Genomic DNA, 20607 nt, shown 5'->3' on the forward strand with positions numbered 1-20607 from the left:
ACTCGAAAATAGGAGAGTATTATGTCGGTAAATAATAGCGGTATTTTAGTGGGTGTTGGCTTAAGGCACCCACACTTTACCGACATACTGATTTCAGCTAAGGACATTACTTTAGCTAAGGAAATCGACTTTGTTGAAGTCCATTCAGAGAATTTTTTCGGTCAAGGCGGTGCTGCCTTATCTGTACTTCAACAGGTAAGGGAAACATACCCTGTCAGTTTACACTCAACCTCTATGGGACTCGGCTCATTTGCAGATATCCCTGCGAGTTATTTAACACGTTTAAAGCAATTAACCGAAACGATAGATCCTTTTTTGATGTCAGAACATGCTTGTTTTACATGGGGACATTTACAAGGGACCCTACAAACTGTACACAGCGGTGATTTGTTACCTATTGCGCACACGCACGACAACCTAAAGCGCATGTGTGAACAGGTAGACAAAGTCCAAACCTACTTAGGACGTCAGCTCATAATTGAAAACGTGTCAGCTTATGTACAATTTGATGAGAGCTATCTATCAGAGGCCGAATTTTTAACGCAACTGTGTCAGCGTACCGGCGCTAAAATACTATTAGATATTAATAACATTGCTGTTAATAGCTTAAATTTTGAAGGTGGTAATATTCAACAATCGGTCTGCGAGTATATTCATACACTACCGGTAGATAGTGTTGCGCAAATACATTTAGCAGGCTGTAGCGATGTGGGTGCTGATGACATGGTCATTGACGATCACGCTCGTCCTGTTTCTGATGCTGTATGGCAAGGCTACCGCCAAGCATTGGCACGTTTTGGCTCGATACCAACACTGGTGGAATGGGATACTGATTTACCAACATGGTCAGTATTAGTTGGCGAAGCAAAAAAGGCGCGTGATATAGCAGATGCAGTATTAGGTATTAATGTAGTAAGCCAGGCGTTAGGAGCTAGCAATGTGTAAGCAGCATATAAGTGAGCAGCAACGACTGCTAGATGCTATTTGGAGTGGCGACCTCTCGAGTAAGCAGCTTTCAAATAGCACGCATGGATTTAGCGCACAAGGCATCGGTATTTATCGTCGTAACTTACTTGCAAATGCTCAGCGCGCACTCAGTATCACTTTTCCAACGGTGTTTAAGTTACTTGATAGTGATATCAGCGCCGCTTTAGTTAAGTCGTTTTTGCAAACATCACCTCCAACACAGGGTGATTGGGCACAATGGGGAAGTGAATTTGCTCATTTTATCGCTACAACCGATATATGTGAGGGTTATCCATATCTTGCTGATTGTACTTCTCTTGATTGGTTTGTTCATTGTGCATTACACGGCAGAGATCAACTCCTCGATCAAAGTTCGTTAGAGATACTAGGACGCTGTGATCCAGAAGACATATTTATTACCTTTAATCACAATGTGAAATTGATTAAAACGTCTTTTCCAATTACTGAGATCTTTGATGCCCATCATCAGGAAAATGAAGACGAACGTAAAGCTGCATTGAACAGTGCCAATGAATACTTATCGTCAGCGCTGGTGGATCATCTAGCCATGATCTATCGACCTGAATTTCAACCTTACGTAGCTAGGTTAACCTGTAGTGAGGGGCGTTTTACTCAATCTTTAATAGGCGGGCATTCACTTGCTCAGTCACTTGATGCCATCAAGGGTAAAGAATATGGAGAAGAGCATGTTCCTGATTGTTCATTTCAGCATTTTTCGTTTCAACAATGGCTACTTAACGCGATAGAAAACAATTTAATTCATTATTTCAAAGAGAGTCACTCATGAACAATTCAAAGTCACTATTGTCATCAACTTATCAAGTCTATCGACGTGTAGTTGCAAAGGTGAGTATGCTAGAACCTGTCGCGTTATTGACTGCGCGTGTTTATGTCGGTTGGGCATTCTTTTCATCGGGGTTAACAAAGTTAAACAATTGGGATAGTACGTTATTTTTGTTTGAAGAAGAATATAGTGTGCCCTTATTGCCTTATGAACTTGCTGCTTACTTAGGCACGGCTGCCGAGATTATTTTACCTTTACTGTTAATGGCTGGATTGACGAGTCGCTTCTCTGCGTTGGGATTGTTTTTCGTAAACATTGTTGCGGTTATCAGTTTAGAAGATATTGCCGCTGCCGCTTATGCTCAACATGTTTTATGGGGAACGCTATTGTTACAAGTCGTGATCTTTAGCGGAGGCCGTTTTGCATTGGATCATTTTATTAAGCGTAAGTCGATACAGTTATATTTGACCTCATTAAAAATTTGATCTGGTTAACAATTTAGGGCGTAGTTTTTAAGGATGATGTCCGACCAATATTTCCGTTTTATGATGGTATCAATTAATGGAATAACTAAGGTCGGAACATGAAATTCAATAAGATAACGCTTGTACTCTTACTTGCTAGCCCTAGCTTGTTTGCATCTCCCAATCTGACTATTTCAACCAGTACCAATAGTCGAGATTTCCCGCTTAACAGTGAATCGCCCTTAATCGTACCGCTGACTAAAGCGAGCTATACCCTAAAAGTAACGGGTATTGGGGGACGCTGCATTGCCCCTGTAGCACAAAAGGTAAAGTTCAACCAACCACTCAGTTTGAATTGCGCATCTCCGACAGAGTTACCGATTAAAATTAGATTTAATGGTGACTACGCATTTACATTTGATGCAGAGAGTAAAACGATAGTCATCAATCGCCAAGCCAAAAAATCCACTAGAAAAGCATTTAAACGTCCTCTACCGCAAGTGCAATGTCATACTTATGACGGTGGCGAGGTAACTGTTAACTTGGGTGATACTTACAAAAACGGGACTCGATTAATAGACAAACTAAGTGGGCAGGTTGTTAACGTCATTCAACAGCAGGTAACGCTAACGCCAGCAACCGACAGTGGAGGATTAATATTGTTAGAACCTTTACATAAACCAAGTAAAGAGACTGAATTTAACTGGCGTAATGCAAATATCTATTTTGTTATGATTGATCGATTTAATAACGCTGATACAAGTAATGATAATAGCTATGGTCGTCGTAAAGACGGTAAGGATGAGGTTGGTACCTTTCACGGTGGCGATTTAAAAGGCGTTATTGAAAAACTCGCTTATATTCAAAGCTTAGGCACTAATGCTATTTGGCTTTCACCTATTGTAGAGCAGGTACAAGGTTTTGTGGGTGGGGGGAATGCCGGTTCCTTTCCTTTTTATAGCTATCATGGTTATTGGACTCGTGATTTCACTAAAATAGATAACAACTTTGGTAATGAAGATGACCTTAAACGTCTTGTTGAAGAAGCGCATAAACGCGGGATGAAAGTATTACTCGATGTTGTTATAAACCATTCAGGATATGCCACTTTAACGGATCTCCAAGCAGACAATATTGCTGTCGTTAATCCATCTGCAAGCTTGCCAGAACAATGGGGCGACTGGCAACCGAGCAAAAGTCAGAATTGGCATAGTTTCAATGACAATATCGATTATAACAATGTCGAATGGCGTAACTGGTGGGGCGGTGATTGGGTTCGTACTGGCTTACCTAATTATCCTAAACCTGGCACCAATGATCGTACGTTATCTCTCGCTGGTTTACCTGATTTCATTACCGAATCGAGTAAAGCGGTTAAGCCTCCGCAGTGGCTCTTGAATAACCCTGGTACGAGAGTCATTAATCGTGATAATTATACGGTAGCTGACTATCTTATTAAATGGCAAACAGATTGGGTAAGACGGTTTGGTATTGATGGTTACCGAGTGGATACTGTAAAGCATGTGTCCGGTGATGTATGGATGCGCTTAAAAGTAGCGGCGACAAGAAGTTTAGAAGATTGGCGTGAAGAAAATGGTAAAACAGGCCAACCGTTTTGGATGATGGGGGAAGTGTGGGGGCATAGTGCTTATCGCAGTCCTTATTATGATGAAGGGTTCGACGCACTGATCAACTTTGATATGCAGAAAAAAATGGATCAAGGCGCGAGTTGTTTCAGCCAGATGGCCGATACATACCAAAGTTATGCGGATACGCTCAAGCAAGAACCAGATTTCAATCCCGTTAGTTACATGTCATCTCATGATACCGAGCTTTTCTTTGGTCGATTTAAGTCTTTTGAAATGCAACGAAATGCGGCCAGTGCACTGCTGCTAAGTCCTGGTGCTGTTCAAGTTTATTATGGTGATGAAGTTGCCCGAAATATAGGCCCTTACGCCGATGATTTCCATCAGGGAACGCGTTCTGATATGACCTGGTCACTCGATGTTGAACGTCAAAAACTACTCAAACACTGGCAAACCCTTGGTCAGTTTAGACAAGCGCACCCAGCTATAGGTGCAGGTACCCATGAAGATATTAAACAACAAAATGGTTATGCGTTCTCCCGTACGCTAGGATCCGATACTGTCGTCGTTGCATTTGCAGGCAAATCGAAATGACGATCGTTTATCAGACCGATAACTATTGTTTATAAGAGCGAGATCAATAATCCTAGCTAGCGTAACATGTTGTCCTGATAGCTAAATATGGTAATAGTGTATTCAAATGGAGGTATAAAAAGCGATAAACCCTATTCCACAAGGCACTTCTTAGTGAAAACACTTTAAATCTGTTTATACGTGATGTAGGGTTTCATAAGTGTTAACGGATTGATGATTTGTTAACATTTAATTAACTGTCGCAGAGCTATACCGAATGCTCACTTTTAGACTGCATGTATTAAAGCAAGGATTTAGCTTGAACCTACTCAAAAACGTTACGTTATCATTTAAAATATCTAGCCTTGTCATGGTGTTACTGTGTTCACTGCTATTTATCTCTGTCAATCTAATCGTTAATAGTCGTGCTGTTGTCGATAATATTGAACTCGATTCTGAAATTAGGCAGTTTTATTCAAACATAAATAATAAATGGAAAGACATTCTCAAAGCCTACGAATTTTCAGAAGATGTTGGCATGAAGTTTTCAGCGAGGGCTGTAGAACAAGAAGAACTGGAAGAAGCTACGGGTAAAGTTGAAACACTCATTAATGATTATGTTACGAGTTTAATGACCGCGAGTAGTACGCTTGAACATGAATGGAATTCAGTACTGACGCTTAGCCAAGCTGACGGAATTCTAAATACTCGAGATCAACTTGTTACACAAGCAAAGCACCTTAATAGCTCGCTTTCGATATTAACGGATGTTTGGTTAACCAAAGCCACTTTTGTTGTTCGTAAAAAAGCAGAAAAGGCCGCTCATCAAGCTTTCCCTCCGGTGATTGCCACTATTGATGCAATAAATAAAATGCATGATGAATTGGCAAGTATTCGTTCAGAGCAAATCATCGCGGCTCAGAATCAAATTGTGCTCCAATCTATGATCCTTGCAGCCAGTATATTTTTTATCGTTATTGTCATGTCTTTATTAATGCTGCGTAGACTGAAAAGTGATTTGCAATCTATTGTGTCTGTTACTCATTCCTTAGCTGAAGGGGATCTAAGTCGTTCAATTGAAGTTGGCGATAACCGAGACGAAATTAGTGAAATAAAACGTTCGGTCTTTAGCATGACCGATAATCTAAATAGTATTTTTAAATCGGTAACGTCACTGGCCAATAATTTAAATGCCTCAACAGACGGTTTACTTAGCGACAATAAACAAAGAATTGAAGATGCTGAATTTCAACATTCACAAATGGCTAAACTTTCAGGATCTGTTGATGCGTTGTATTCTGTATCGACACAAGTTTCTGCGCATGCTGATGGCGCATTAACTAAATCGGATGATGCGATAGAATCGGCCATTAAAGGGAAGGTTATTGTTAATGAGACTATTAGTTCGATTGAAAGTTTAGCCGGAGAAATTGAAAACTCGGTATCTGCGATTCAAAAACTCGACAGTGAAGCTGACAATATCACCGGTATTCTAGAAGTGATCAAGAGTATTGCAGAGCAAACAAATCTACTCGCTTTAAATGCCGCGATTGAGGCTGCGCGCGCAGGTGAGCAAGGTCGTGGTTTCGCCGTAGTAGCAGATGAAGTTAGAAATTTGGCTAAACGGACACAAGACGCCACAGCAGAAATTCATGTCACCCTTGATACACTTAAACAGAGTACGCTGGTGGCTGTATCAACAATTAACAACAGTCATTCCAAGTCACTTGAAAGTGTTAAGCATGTATCCAACGCAGGCAATGTGATTGACGAGATAAATATGTCCGTGAGTCAAATCAAAGACATAGCCAAAGAGACATCGGCAGCGTCATTGCAACAAACCAATACACTTGATGAGATCCAAACTAACGTCAACGATGTTAACCAAGTTAGCGAAGAAAATACCACTCGCGCACAAGTATCGATGTCCTCCGCATCTTCGTTATCAGATCTAAGCAAAGAGTTACTGAGTTCGATAAGTTACTTTAAGTTAAAGTAATTTAGCTAGTGCTAACTGAGCAATCAAGCTTAGCGAGTTTTTTTTGAACCGATGATCCTTTTGCCTTTTCACTTCGTATATAACCATAGCAACCGACGCTATGGTTATATACGGCGTTCTAATTAGCTCCGTTACTCATAACTCCTTGATTCAACCTAAAATGATTTTTATAATACAAAAAATACGCGGTTAGCGGCAATTTAACTGGGCGAAAATCTAAAATTAGCGATATTTTGGAAATTACAATGGAAACAGAAAGAATCAAATTGATTTCACCTTCACTCGAAGTAGTTGCTGCAATGTGGGAAGCAATTGAAGAAAGTCGAACTGAACTAAGTAAATACCTACTGTGGGTTGCTAGCGTTAATTCTGAATTGGATTTAAAGCGAAATATCCAGTTGGCCATTGATAATTTTGAACAATTTCATGGTGAATTTTTATTCCCAATAATAAAATGTTCAGATAACAGGTTCTTAGGTGTTATTGGGTTTATGGTTACAGATCGCCAAGCTAAACTGTATGAAATTGGCTATTGGTTGCGCTCATCTGAAACTGGTAATGGTTACGTAGCAGAAGCTATTTCAATCATTGAAAATTATGCTTTTAATCACCATTGTGCTTCGTATGTTGAGATACGTGTTGCAGAAAGCAATTCGAAAAGTCGTTTGGTAGCAGAACGTTGTGACTATGAATTAGAGTCAACATTAATAAATGAACGCACACTTCCTTCTGGCGAATTGGACAACACGGTTGTTTATCGCAAACGAAACTTATAATCAAATCAACCATATTTCTTTAATACGAGCAGTCTTCTTTAAAGCCCAAGCATTAAGCCATATTGATTCCATAAGCGACAAATCGATCTCAAGATAAAAATTATTGTGCCTGAACGTCAAATTCATTAAATCACTACAATACTTAGATAGTTCTGGCGTCCTAGACCATCCTGTGGAACTGCGCTGTAAGTAATCATAAATAGTAGGTATTAGAATGACGATAATGTGGGTATTACAACGCGGCTTCAAAACCTTGCTTATTACGTCTACAGCTTTACTCGTCTCTTGCTCTAGTCTGGGGCCAAGTACTATTGAACGAGATCGCATGGACTATGGACTTTCCCTTAATACGTCAATTAAACAACAACTACTTGGTAACATCGTTCGTCTACGGTATATGGAAGCACCAGTCTTTGTTGATGTCGCCTCTGTGATTAACCAGTACTCCTTGTCAGGCAGTGTTGACGCAGGGCTTGGATTTAATAGTGGTAGTAATACCGCTAATCTTGGTGCCGGTGGGCGTTGGGAAGATCGCCCGACGATCACTTACAGTCCTATCTCAGGAAAGAAATTTTCTGAAAGTTTGTTAACACCAATTTCTCCTGAGTCATTATTTGCATTAGTGCAATCAGGGTGGCCGCCCGAACTTATGTTTCGTCTGACCGTTGCACAAATTAATGGTGTGGCTGGTGCTAATCCTCCACAGCAAGCAGCCCCCGGTTTTCGTGAGACACTATCTGTTTGGACTCGGTTACGTGAAGCGCGAATTTTAGCTCTGCGACGCAGTAACAACCACAATGAAAGGGCGCGTATTGTACTATACGTGAATGATGTCGAACTTGATGATCAGACGCGTGAAGATCTGTCTTTCCTGCAGGAAACCTTAGGCTTACGTAAAGGGGCTAAAGAATTCACTTTGACGTATGGATTAATAAGTAGTGATCCTGATTCACTCGTTGTATTGACGTTATCTATATTGGACATGATGGTCGACTTGGCGCAAATGGTCGACGTGCCTCAGCAACATATCGACGAGGGCAGAACCTTTCCAACATTTGTCGATACCGGGCTTGGCGGACCTTTGTTGCAAGTACATTCCTCTATTGATAAACCGGAAATGGCCTATGTGGCAATCCGTGATCGCGGTTATTGGTTCTATATTGATGATAGGGATCTGATGAGCAAACGGACCTTTGGTGTCTTACAGATATTACTCAGCTTGACCGATTCTGGTGACACTGCTAGAGGTCCACTGTTATCGATTGGTGGTTAATCGATGGCCTTATGTCGAATCACATTTAGGCCTAACCTCATTTAACACAGACTTCACGTCGAATAAAATACAGCCTATTCATGGACTGATTGACATTACGACAGCGTTTGAACGATTTCACTAACTGAATAGGGCATAAATGCGCTAAAATAGCCGGCTATTATCTTATTCTTGAGTCTTTTATATTAATGACAACTGCAACAGCACCAACCAACTTTACTGAACTGGGTCTTATTTCGCCTTTATTAACGCGATTAACTGAAATGGAATATCAGCAACCTACACCAATTCAAGCACAAGCTATCCCAAGTGTATTAGCTGGACGTGATTTAATTGCAGGCGCTAATACAGGTTCAGGTAAGACAGCTGCTTTTGCACTGCCTATGCTGCAAGACTTATTTACAGAAAAACAAAACAGTACTAAATCAAAAGGTAACTATGTAGCTGGACTTGTTTTAGTTCCAACGCGTGAACTTGCGATGCAGGTTGCTAATAGCATCAAATCTTATGCGTCACATTTAAACGGCGAAATCAAAACCGTTGCTGTATTTGGTGGTGTATCTGTTAATACTCAGATGCTTGCATTACGTGGCGGCACAGATATTTTGGTTGCAACCCCAGGTCGTTTACTTGATTTGATTTCAAGTAACGCCATTAAACTAGACATGGTTAAAACCTTAGTGCTCGATGAAGCCGATCGCATGTTAAGCCTAGGCTTTACCGAAGAGCTATCTGCATTGATGGCGTTAATGCCAAAACAAAAACAGATTTTATTGTTCTCTGCTACTTTCCCTGAACAGGTAAAAGCGTTAACTGAAGAATTGCTTAACGATCCACTTGAAATTCAATTGCAAAGTGCAGATGCGAGTACACTAGTTCAACGCGCATTTAGCGTTAACCAAGGCGAAAAGACGGCCTTATTAGCGCATTTAATCAAGAAGCACGAATGGCGCCAAGTACTTATCTTCGTTAACTCGAAACACAGCTGTAATCACTTAGCAGAAAAACTGGCTAAACGTGGTGTTACATCACAAGTGTTCCATGGTGATAAAGGACAGAGCGCACGTATTCGTACACTTGACGGCTTTAAAGCTGGCCAGATCCACGTATTAATCGCAACAGACATTGCTGCTCGTGGTATCGATATCGATAAACTGCCAGTAGTGATCAACTTTGATTTACCAAGAAGCCCTGCAGACTACATGCACCGTATTGGTCGTAGTGGCCGTGCTGGTGAAGTTGGTTTAGCGCTATCACTTATCGATCATGTGGATGCACACCATTTCAGCATCATCGAAAAGAAAAACAAAATCAAACTAGATCGTGAACAAGAAGTTGGTTTTGAAGTTGATGAAACTATCGAAGCATACGTTCCTATGGCACCACCAGAAGGTAGCGGTAAGAAAAAACGTAAGAACAAAGCACCTATCAACGCTGACATCTGGTCAAGAGATGCAGATTCAGAATAGCTAAATAGCGTCGTGCATCACCCTGAATTTTTTGGCTGTCGACAGTTAAAAATAGGATAGGGCGTTCATAGTAAAACTTATAAATCCCCGCTAAAAGTCATCATTTTACGGGGATTTATTTTTAACTGTATATAAAAACAGTGTTATTTTCTTCCCCGGAAAATTGCCACTTAAAACGCAATGAACCCTCTAACCAAGTCACTATTAAGTGTTTTATACACTCCTTATCTGTAATATGTATACTGTAAGGATAACGGCCTAAACAATCATTATCTGAACATCCAGTATCTAAGTACCTAAACAATAAGGAATTACATATGACTCCAGCGCCTATCAAAGAGCTCGTTACCTTTGACGATTTTGCCAAATTGGATATACGAGTCGGTACTATCACCAATGTTTCAGAAGTCGCTAAATCAAATAAGCTAATGAAACTTACAGTCGATTTTGGTGACCATACACGTACTATTCTGTCTGGGATTAAACAAGAACGAGAAAACCCTCAAGAAATTGAAGGTAAGCAAGCGTTGTTCGTTGTTAACCTACCAGAGCGAAAAATGGCGGGAGAGCTATCACAAGGTATGTTATTTGATATTGGTTATGAAGATAAGATCACACCATGTTTAGCTATGCCAGAGAACACATTACCAAATGGCTCGAGAGCCGGCTAGGGAGTCTATGGATATTCGCAGAATTTGTTGGCAACAAACGATCCCACTTCGCCATCAGGTATTGTGGCCAACTAAACCACCAGAATATTGCCATGTCGATGGTGATGTAAATGGCTTACATTTTGGTGTTTTTATCGGCGAGACCATTATTTGTGTCGCCTCTGTTTATTTAGAGCAAAATGAAGCACGGTTACGTAAATTTGCTACTGATGCTAATTATCAAAATCAAGGCGTTGGCTCTAAGGTGTTAGCGCACATCATTGATTATCTCAAGTGCACTAACACAGGTTTGTTCTGGTGTGACGCTAGAGAATCTGCAGTCGGTTTTTATGAACGGTTTGATATGTACAAGGCTAGCGAGCGCTTTTATAAAGCTGACGTTGCTTATTTCAAAATGGAAATCATTTTATAACGCGATATAAACGCATGGACCAAACAAATAGCGTTCTATAATTTAGGGAGAGAAAATGACGATCGTAACAAAAATCATCAACCGTGAAATCGATGCGGTTATTATTTATGAGTCTGAAAATGTGATCGCATTTGCTGCTCACGATCCCATTAACTTTGGTCATATCCTTATCTGTCCAACGACACCCTACGAAACATTGATTGATTTACCTGCTTATGTACATGATGAAATAACTCAAGTGGCTAGAGATTTGTATCAGCGTATTGAATTAGCGTTTAAACCTGATGGTATTTCGTTCCTGCAAAATAATGGCAAATTTAATGAATTGTCGCATTATCATCTACATATATTCCCGCGCTTTGATGCGGACAAATTTGGTTGGCAAAGTGGTGATATTGGCATTCAATCAATTGACAAACTGCGTGAATCTTTAGCTCGTTTATAGTCATCTAATAAAAATATCTATTTTTCGTAAACCACCTACAAAATAGACTTGCCACAAACGCTTAGGATAACCTAAATGTAGGGCACATTGAGGTTAACTATCTATAGAGAGGAGGTGGTTTGACCTATCAATCTATAAAGGTTTAATCAATAGCACCATAATCTTCACTGTGCTAATGTTAATATATTGTCACTTTAGCTGTACTCACGTTAAATGTAATGTTTTAACAGTTATTCCTCACTATGTGAAAGAACAGGATATAAGGTCTACAAATCGATGAAAGTATTTTCTCTCTCTTTGTTTTTTCTCTCATGCTCAAGCTTTGCTACCTCACTTACTTGGGACCAACAAAGAGGCCTGTATACGCAAGCTGTCGACTTACAATCACAAGATATGTGGCTAGAAGCGTTACAAAAAACAAAGCTTATCCCCGGGTACCCATTAACCTACTTGCTTGATTACAAACAGATAAAGGCGCATTTTAGCCGTGATAACTTGCTTGAAGTACAATCTTTTATAAAGGATAACCGTGATCGTCGTGCCAGTTATGATCTGCAGAGAAGTTACTTATATTACCTAGCAGAAAACCAATATTGGGATGAGTACCTGTCTTTTTATCCGCGACTTCCTAAGTCAGTTGACTTGAAATGCTTTCATTTTCAGGCGCGATTAGCGAATGACCAAGCAGATGAAATTTGGACTGATGTGCAAAAAACCTGGTTAACGGGAACTTCCTTACCGAATGCCTGCGATAATGTTTTAGACTATTATCTTGATAATAAGCAAATATCTCAGGAATTAATTTTTAAGCGATTTCACTTAGCTTATGTAAAGAATAAAACAGCCCTTATGTCCTATTTAATCACTTTGATGGACAAAGAAAATAAGCTGTTGGCCGAGCAGCTATATGCTTTGCATAAAACCCCGGCAACGTTATTAAACAATCCTCTATTTGAGAATGCTGCATCTAATGACTTTTTAGTCGCAAGCATTAAACGTCTTGCTAAAAAGGATATTGAGTTAGGCTTAAATGCATACCTTGATTATGAACGTAAACTCTCTTTAACATCAAAAGAGCAAGACAGTTTAAAAAAATATCTTATATCGCGCATTATGATCCGTGACGAAACAACGTTATTGCCTTGGTTAGATAAATCGCTTTCGACTTTAGGAGATGTATCATTAACAGAGCGCAGGATCCGCTATGCGATTAGATTAAATAACTGGCCCGATATCGAGTATTGGCTAGCAAAGCTTAGCGAGACTAAGCCGCTGGCGAGTAAATGGCAGTATTGGCAAGCACGGGTATTGGAAAATAAACGACAACAGAATCAGGCCGATAAACTTTATCAAGCGATAGCGACTGAGCGTAATTATTACGGCTTTTTGGCTGCACAGAAATTAGGCTTGGATTACCAATTTAATCCTAATATCATCAACGAACAGCAACAAGACTTAGACCATCTTAAAGCACAGTTGGCACATATTGATGAGTTGTATTTCCATCAGCATATGTACTTACTTAAACGCGAGTGGCGAGTCTTAATTAGTAATCAAAGTATCAACCTGCAAAGGCAGCTAGGTTTATTTGCCTTCCAAAAAGGCTGGGCTCATCTTTCGGTCGTTGCCAGTATTCTTTCTAAAAGTTGGAGTGCTTTGAATATTCGTTTCCCTGCCGCTAAACCGCAATTGTTTTATGCTAATGCTGAACGATATGAACTAGATTCTAGTTATATCTACGCCATTACACGTCAGGAAAGCTCGTTTGATGAATTTGCCAATTCTCCGGTCGGCGCGAGAGGCTACATGCAACTGATGCCAGGAACAGCAAAAGATACTGCTCGTAAAATCGGCTTGAAAGGTTATAAGAAAAAAGCACAATTAACCGATGGCGATATCAATGTACAGTTAGGTACAGCCTATTTTGATGGCCTGCTTAAGCGTTATGAAGGGAATAGGGTACTTGCAACTGCGGCATATAATGCCGGTCCAAATCGCGTTGATCGCTGGCAAAGCAGCAAAGAAGGCAGAGCAGAACAAGCCTTAGCAATGGACAGTTGGGTTGAAGCAATTCCCTATAAAGAAACCCGGCGTTATGTCAAAAATGTTTTAGTCTATAACGTTATCTATCAGCATATTTTAGATAAACCGCTTGAATTTCTTAAGCCTAAAGAGATCAACGCTCGATTTTGATGTTGTCTTCATGAGCTAGACTTGTTCGATAATAAGGATAAGTCTAGCAAGTCTGAGCTTTTATTTAACTGCAACATCATAACGCCTGCAACCAACAATACTATCCCGATAATAATAAAGCCTAAGGCTGTTATTTCTAAGTAACTTAACAGTGCAATAACGACGTAACTCAAGCTTTGCGCTAGTGTTGAAAATAGCTTTAACCCACCTTCAACTCGTCCTCTTTCTTCCATTACAATGACATGATGCATCTTATTGGTTCTCGCAATACGATTATATGAATTGAAAAAACCAAGGACGATAGTCAGTAATATAATAAAAGTAGGGGAAAGATAAGATCCCATCAAAATAAGTATCATTGCCATCGCTAGAATCGATACTATCATGGCGTTTTCATGATCATAACGCGCCAAAAGCCATGCAATAAGAAATCCACTTAATAACGCTCCTAGGCCATAGCTCATCTTCCATGTAGCAAACCAACTACCGCTAATATCTTGTTCTGCAAAATAGATAGGCACAAGTTTTACCAGAAAAGTTAATACTGGATAAGATAAGCAAGACAATGCCAAGAATGTATAGAAACGTTTTTGTTTAGAAAATATGCCTTTACTTGCTATAAGTTGTTTAAAGAATGCTTCTTTCAATGATGGACTGAACTGGCGTTGGTAAGGCGTCGCTATGTAGCATAAGCCAGACAGGAATGAAGCGAATGTGGCTAAAAAGGCAAACTCAAGCATTGACCAGTGCTCAAGTAAAATAATCCCCAGAGCGCCAGCACCCAGTGTGGTTACTTGCATTACAACTTCTTGATAACTTGATATTTTAGCGTACTCACTTTGACGATAGTTTTCTTGTGTGAAAGCATTATTACAACTCCAAGCTAAATCATTACTTAACCAGAAAACTAACTGAGCGAAGGCCAAAACCCAGTAAGACTGAAGGTCGTTATAGTAAGTAATAAATACGATTAACGCTGTAGTTGCTTGTGCTAATTGCATCAATATCAAAATTGTTTTTCTTGAATGGCGATCAATCATAGTGGCAAAAAATGGCGTAAAAACAAAAGATAAAGAAGTGCAAACTAATGCTGTCATCGCCACAAAAAAGCCCATACCTTCTTCTAAAAGCATGATCCAGGGTAATGCCATCATAAACATACCTGACGATATGCCATCAAAAAATCGGGCAAATAGATAGGGGATAGTTCTATTTTTCATTTAATGCTCCATGCTTTTTATTTAGATTGCAGCTAGTCTAATACCTCAAGTTATGTTGAGGTAAAGCTATATCTTTCATATATTAAATATAAATTTAGATAGGACATCAGATGGAAATGAGCGTTGGACAAGTGGCAACAAGGGCTGGTGTTAAAGTATCAACCTTGTATTTTATGAGAGGAAAGGGCTTATCCAAAGTTGGCGAAATACTCCGCAAAAGCCTCCGCAAAAGCCTCCAATGAGGAGGCTATTTAATAACTGTGTTGATATTATTCTGTGGGTTAATTATTAGTTAGTTTCAAGTATCAATGACTTCAACGAAGATTTAAACTTAGTTTTCTGATCTTCTGTGAGCACATTATAAATATTATTTTTTAATTGCATCTCATCTATCAAAAGCTGTTTTTGCTTAACTTGAATCATATCGATTATTGACCCTAATTTGGATTCATCGAGTTTAGGCTGAGCAATCAAGCGTAGTTGCTCTTTTTTTAGTTCTATCACTTTTTCCACATCAATAACTGGACGAGAGTCTTGATACTTATCAATGAATGAAGATATTTCATTCTGTTGATCTTCCGTTAACTCTAGGGAATTAACGATTTCCTGTAACGGAGTTTGGTTTACTTGCTGTGAAGGTGAAGCACTGACCAGTGGCACATTAACTAAACTGGCTGAAATAATTACTATAGAAAATATCTTCTTTAAAGATCTCATTTTTATTTTCCCTTCATTAAGTGTGGTTGATTATATGTTAGGACTATTGATAGCTTGATCGTTTAACAAATAATCTGATTATGCCCAATAATTATAGAAGTATATTATGAATATGGTATCCGGTAGCGCTGTATTTTATCGCAGTGATGAGCAATGCCTTATAGCAAGTAGTGAACAATCGGGCTTGGTGATATTCAAGAATCAATTTTGTTCCTACATGGGATCTTTTGTTAGCAGATTTTGTTGAAGGTGATGAACAAAACTTCATTGGTTATGCAAAAATATTCGCGTTCTTGAAAGAATTAGAATACTTGAAGTCAGATAAAAACATTACTAATCAAACAGCTAAATAGATAACGCGCTGTGTGAAATCTACAGTAACTATACTGGCAAAACTTTTCAGATTTCACGTAGCACACGGGTTTTTGATAGCAAATTGAAGTACCAGGGACAGGATTTTGATATCAATGCCAATAATTTCAAACTAGACACCTCTATCTGGGTTTATATAACACTGCGCATAATGTATATTATGGTAAATATACCAGAATAGACAATAACTTCATGAACACCATTTGATTGATCTATCCTAATGTAGCCTTTCATATTTAACACTTCGTTATTTACCATAAAGTATATGATATGCATCTAAATGATTACATCATATTTTATCCAAAATATGCTGTAATCAAATATATCCAGACATATAAAAACCAAAACTTTATATGTCTGTGGATCTAACTGTAGAAATCCTCAAGCTATTTTCCTTGTAGATTCAAACAATCTACATATTGGTCAATGTTCATATATCGCTATCTGATTCTTGTTAGATCCCTGATCACCAATAAACTCTCACATCTAGAACTCATCATTCAATACACACGGTAAATATTTTTATAATGCATCATGAAATGCTCAATTAATTTTGCTACAACTTGGTATTCTTAATGTATCTTCGTTCTGATTCACTTGGGATTAAACCACCACTGTATAGATGCGTTCTAATCTGGCACAAATATTTAGTTATGTTATGAACAACCTTTTATCAGTATTAATCGATTTCGTTTTAAAGCTTATGAAAATGTTCCTAACATCATCATCTCTATATTGGATGCTGCTACAGCAAAATTGATGACTCAATATTTTCTATTACCCAATGTGATTTCCCTGCTTCTTGTTTCTAAATTATCCGCTGACAAGCTGAACTAAACTAAGTTCAGCTTGTGCATAATGCGATTTACTCTATATCGGCTCATCGTAAAATCATTTATTAAACGACATCGAGATGGTTCTTATACCTTAAGCTATCGTAACGAACATAATGTTTTTTAAAGGGTTTTTATCACGTTGTAATCGATATTTATGATAGTCTAGATAGATATTAAACATTCGTAACCGTATAGCTCGAAACCATTTTTTCATCGTGATCAACGATTAGTGACTTCAGATCTGAGTAGCCAGTACAGGTCTATTTTTAGAGGGCTAAATCACGCGTGCGGTGTGAAATCTGAAAGTTTTTGTCGGTTACCACTGGTACATTTTACAGAGCACGCGAATAAAACCCTGGTTGAACACGCCCTGCTCTGTTATTTAAGGTCTCCGTTACCTAAATTATAATCAAGGTCTCACCCGGCTCTATACAGGCCGGTTGCCTTCTTGAGCTAATAATATTCTAGATATTGACTGAATACGTATGTTTAAATTATCCATTAAACCACGAAGTGATCCTAACTTCTGTACGTAACAAGATAGATGACTTTATAGCTATCAAGATCCCCTTTTAGTACGGTTATATTAAAGCGATCGTATTGTCTTTAAATAGTTCTGCATGATGGTCTAAATTAAATATTCAAAACTAGGCTCATTTACTCACCATGATAAAAGTTATTCGTTTAACCCACTGTTAACCTTGTCATTAAAGCTTCATCTAACCATCACAATCTAGTCATCTGACTCAGGTTAACTCTTGCGTAAACTAACAAAATAATTACATATAGGGTTATATCTTGAAAATAGTGCTAGCGTTCCCACTTTTAATGCTTCTATCGGGTTGTAGTAATATCAAAGACACTTCGATAATAAAAGATGAAATAAAACAAATATCAGATGAGTTAGCTTCTAAGCAGCATCAAACTGAAGATCTCAAATACATTAAAGCAGAACTCAGAGAAAAAAAGAAATCTCTTCAAACTGAGGAAGACAAATACACCTCACTATTAAAAAAATGGGGATTACTGCCCGAATATGACCCAGTCCCCTTCAACCCGAACTCAGGTCGATTTGATGCAAGTTATCATCCTTATGTAGCACCTGTTACCTACACCCACAAACAAGACTCAATATACTTTCAGCATCGCAATGCAAATACCGATGGTAAAAACATGCACTCCTTATTGCCCTATAGCCGGGAACCGTATGTCAACTCTCAGTCAGGCTTCAAAGTTAGCAGCGAACGAATGCCAACCAATATATCCAGTGACTTAGACTTTTCAGAACAAAAGTACACCAATACTGTTTATGATGTTGTTGCCACTGATTTTGATAGCAATTTCCAGCAAGAAATCACGACCTTTTATTTTAAAAAATTCAGCAGTAGTCACATGGAGTTACGGGCTAGAGTCACGTATATAAAAGACGATCAAAAACGTTTACATGATATAGAGGACGATAATTTCAATTTAAGCAGCGATGCAGCCACCAAAGACTTTTTACTTTATAGCACTAACTCGGCGCCAGAGTTAGACGGCAAGCTCAAAGATGTCACCGAGTGTGCATACATTCAAGTTGAGTCTATGGATGTCAGCGCTGATGGGCAGGATGACTTCCTTGTTACTCAGTATTGTGGTGAAGTCAAAATATGGCGAGCAAATGATATCTTCAGTAGCAATGGGTCATTCTCACTAACACAGACCTTTACACATAACTTCTATTACAGCAACGACATAGAAAAAGTAAGCCTAGCCACAGGCAACGTCGACGGCGATCCTGCCGAGGAGCTTGTTATTGCCTTTGCTGAGGTTTGGACTCAACAAGGAGGTGGAAGCAGCCCCTACATTGAAATGCACAACATAGACAGTCAGGGGCGCTCGGCGGGTAAATGCACCAGACAGCTCGAAGGTTTTACCTATAACAGTGCTAAATCAGTCTCGGCCTCGCAAACTTCGCCACAAGATGTTGATATCTCACGCACTTATCACGTCGAATTAAACCCTTCAGCCATCACGATCGGTAATATAGATGAAGATCCAATGAACGAAGTGATCATCGGTGGCGCACCATGGAGCCATCCTGATGATGATAATGATCAGATTATATCTCAAGATAATGTTGGCGTCGTATACTGGGACCCATCAAATTCGCATAACGATTTTCATCATGGCAGTTGGGGTTCTGAAACGGCCTTCTTTACACTTAACCCAGGAACGTGGAGCTGGGGTAGAAATGTAGCGACAGACATAGGTGTTTGGGACCCATTTGGTTGGGGTAGCAATAAACTCATTTATTTTGGTGATAAGGTATTTCAGTTACCGCTAGAGTCTGAAGATCAAGGCTCACAAATGTACGTTGTTGAAAACGGGCTGGCCAAAGAAAAGAACAGCGGTATATTTCGATCTGCCTTCTCAATAGGTAATTATGCTTTGATGGATCTCGTTGCTATTGAGGGTGTGGTTGGAGAGCAGTCCGATATTATCGATGATGCAAGAGAAGAACTGTTCATTTTACCATTCACCATGTTACATGATAAAGCGGGTGATGATCGTCTCTACCATACCGAAACATCCAAACCTTCCTTTTTAGTCGCGGTACATGATGAATGGTATTACTCACATCAAACCCCTGAAATATTACCATTAAATGGTGGATGGTTTACATTTGGTGAGGTTTATCTAAAAAACAATGACAAATTAGATTGGCATATACCGCAGGCGTTTGCCCAGCATAATGATCCAAGACCAATAACCATTGATTTCACCGGTCAAAGAATGGCTCTTGAATATGAAGGAATTGAAGAACACAGCATCGGATTTTCGGATCCACTCATCCAGGGCTTATTCACCTTACCCCCTTTCCATGACGATTCATCTGGCAGTGAAAAAGCATCCGTATCCATCGGTTTTAAATCAACAAGTAAAGACAGTCTTGCAATATCAGAAGGTTATTCATGGCAGATCAAAGCGGGTATCAAATACAAAAATAAGCTTGATAAACTTAACAATAAATTTCTAGGCTCGAATGACTTTGAAGTTGTATTCAAGGGGCTTAATAAAGGCTCTACAATAACGACATCTGAAAATTACACCTATTCAACAAATGAATATACGTTTACGGAAACAAGTACTAATGGCATTCACGACCATACTTTACTGCTGTCCGTTGTCCCTTACGACCTATTCGCTTACAGCGTAAAAAATGCGTCAGATCCCGATGACATTGGAAAGTCAATCCAAGTGATGTCTCCTAGGGCTCCACAACTCACCATGATGGAGGTATCTAAATATAATGATACTGTGGCCAATAGCAGTGAGTTAGACGATCAATACTACTTACCATTCAATGTTGCAGACTTCACCTCAAGCACTGTTGGTGATCCTGCATCATACCCTTCCATTGAAAGCTATCGACAAAGGCTTGACGATGATGACTATGACGTCATTTACGCTGTTTCAGAAGGAACATCTGTAGCTAATATGGATACAACTCAAGCAATTACTAAAGGGGAAGGCGCTTCGGAAAGCACTAAAATAAGCCAAGCTTATGGTGCAGAATTTGGGGTTGTATTAGGCCGAGCAGCGATAGATATGCGCCATATGTACGAAAACGCCAAAGATATTAAGGTCACGATAGAGGATTCAAGTACCATTAAAGCATCGGTACCCGCGTTAAATTATAACGAAGGTTTTGCGCCCTATGTGTGGGGTTTACACGGCTACTTAGAACAGACTACTTCAACCGAAGGTGACGGAAACCAGCTTTTAGTGATTGATCACTGGGTCAGTTACTAATTAGGCTAACCTTAGTCACATGTTATAAGAACAAG

General features: G+C 39.3%; 16 protein-coding genes. 14 read left to right on the plus strand and 2 right to left on the minus strand.

From position 1 onward, the window contains the following. Positions 1 to 21: 21 nt before the first annotated feature. The 12 genes from JFU56_RS00520 to JFU56_RS00575 all read left to right on the plus strand — a co-directional run bounded on the left by JFU56_RS00520 (position 22) and on the right by JFU56_RS00575 (position 13632). Positions 22 to 945 (plus strand): DUF692 family multinuclear iron-containing protein, encoded by a 924-nt coding sequence (locus tag JFU56_RS00520; RefSeq protein WP_198435345.1) that lies wholly within the window; start codon positions 22 to 24, stop codon positions 943 to 945. Then, positions 938 to 1774, plus strand: a complete 837-nt coding sequence (locus tag JFU56_RS00525) for a DNA-binding domain-containing protein (protein WP_198435346.1) — start codon at positions 938 to 940, stop codon at positions 1772 to 1774. The genes JFU56_RS00520 and JFU56_RS00525 overlap by 8 nt, the downstream gene beginning before the upstream one ends. Next, positions 1771 to 2256 carry a DoxX family protein gene (locus JFU56_RS00530; protein ID WP_198435347.1) on the plus strand — a complete coding sequence of 162 codons (486 nt, stop codon included), beginning with the start codon at positions 1771 to 1773 and terminating at the stop codon, positions 2254 to 2256. Before JFU56_RS00525 ends, JFU56_RS00530 begins: the two co-directional genes overlap by 4 nt. Before the next feature lie 98 nt (positions 2257 to 2354). Next, positions 2355 to 4415, plus strand: a complete 2061-nt coding sequence (locus tag JFU56_RS00535) for an alpha-amylase (RefSeq protein ID WP_198435348.1) — start codon at positions 2355 to 2357, stop codon at positions 4413 to 4415. 298 nt (positions 4416 to 4713) lie between these two features. After that, entirely contained in the window at positions 4714 to 6393 is a 1680-nt protein-coding gene (locus JFU56_RS00540; protein WP_198435349.1) for a methyl-accepting chemotaxis protein, read from the plus strand. A 245-nt stretch (positions 6394 to 6638) separates the two neighbouring features. Further along, entirely contained in the window at positions 6639 to 7169 is a 531-nt protein-coding gene (locus tag JFU56_RS00545; RefSeq protein WP_198435350.1) for a GNAT family N-acetyltransferase, read from the plus strand. A 214-nt stretch (positions 7170 to 7383) separates the two neighbouring features. Next, positions 7384 to 8442: a hypothetical protein gene (locus JFU56_RS00550; protein WP_198435351.1), complete on the plus strand. Its 1059-nt coding sequence runs from the start codon at positions 7384 to 7386 to the stop codon at positions 8440 to 8442. Positions 8443 to 8630: 188 nt separating this feature from the next. Beyond that, positions 8631 to 9911 carry a DEAD/DEAH box helicase gene (locus tag JFU56_RS00555; RefSeq protein WP_198435352.1) on the plus strand — a complete coding sequence of 427 codons (1281 nt, stop codon included), beginning with the start codon at positions 8631 to 8633 and terminating at the stop codon, positions 9909 to 9911. A gap of 317 nt (positions 9912 to 10228) precedes the next feature. Continuing rightward, positions 10229 to 10582, plus strand: coding sequence for a tRNA-binding protein (locus tag JFU56_RS00560; protein ID WP_198435353.1), 354 nt, complete (start codon positions 10229 to 10231; stop codon positions 10580 to 10582). 7 nt (positions 10583 to 10589) lie between these two features. Continuing rightward, positions 10590 to 10994 carry a GNAT family N-acetyltransferase gene (locus tag JFU56_RS00565; RefSeq protein ID WP_198435354.1) on the plus strand — a complete coding sequence of 135 codons (405 nt, stop codon included), beginning with the start codon at positions 10590 to 10592 and terminating at the stop codon, positions 10992 to 10994. A gap of 55 nt (positions 10995 to 11049) precedes the next feature. Continuing rightward, on the plus strand, positions 11050 to 11439 hold the full coding sequence (locus tag JFU56_RS00570; RefSeq protein WP_198435355.1) for an HIT family protein: 390 nt from the start codon (positions 11050 to 11052) through the stop codon (positions 11437 to 11439). 276 nt (positions 11440 to 11715) lie between these two features. Continuing rightward, positions 11716 to 13632 (plus strand): transglycosylase SLT domain-containing protein, encoded by a 1917-nt coding sequence (locus JFU56_RS00575; protein ID WP_198435356.1) that lies wholly within the window; start codon positions 11716 to 11718, stop codon positions 13630 to 13632. Positions 13633 to 13640: 8 nt separating this feature from the next. Here JFU56_RS00575 and JFU56_RS00580 read toward each other — a convergent pair whose 3' ends face one another. Both JFU56_RS00580 and JFU56_RS00585 read right to left on the minus strand, forming a co-directional pair. Then, positions 13641 to 14852 (minus strand): MFS transporter, encoded by a 1212-nt coding sequence (locus tag JFU56_RS00580; protein WP_198435357.1) that lies wholly within the window; start codon positions 14850 to 14852, stop codon positions 13641 to 13643. 288 nt (positions 14853 to 15140) lie between these two features. After that, a complete protein-coding gene (locus JFU56_RS00585) occupies positions 15141 to 15569 on the minus strand; it encodes a Spy/CpxP family protein refolding chaperone (protein ID WP_198435358.1) in 429 nt (142 codons plus the stop codon). A gap of 227 nt (positions 15570 to 15796) precedes the next feature. Here JFU56_RS00585 and JFU56_RS23150 point away from each other — a divergent pair, with 227 nt between their 5' ends. Both JFU56_RS23150 and JFU56_RS00595 read left to right on the plus strand, forming a co-directional pair. After that, positions 15797 to 15922, plus strand: coding sequence for a hypothetical protein (locus tag JFU56_RS23150; RefSeq protein WP_256432188.1), 126 nt, complete (start codon positions 15797 to 15799; stop codon positions 15920 to 15922). 1653 nt (positions 15923 to 17575) lie between these two features. Continuing rightward, positions 17576 to 20572: a hypothetical protein gene (locus JFU56_RS00595; protein ID WP_242065777.1), complete on the plus strand. Its 2997-nt coding sequence runs from the start codon at positions 17576 to 17578 to the stop codon at positions 20570 to 20572. Positions 20573 to 20607 lie beyond the last annotated feature (35 nt).

This window comes from Moritella sp. F3 (assembly GCF_015082335.1).
In the GTDB taxonomy this organism is placed as follows: domain Bacteria; phylum Pseudomonadota; class Gammaproteobacteria; order Enterobacterales; family Moritellaceae; genus Moritella.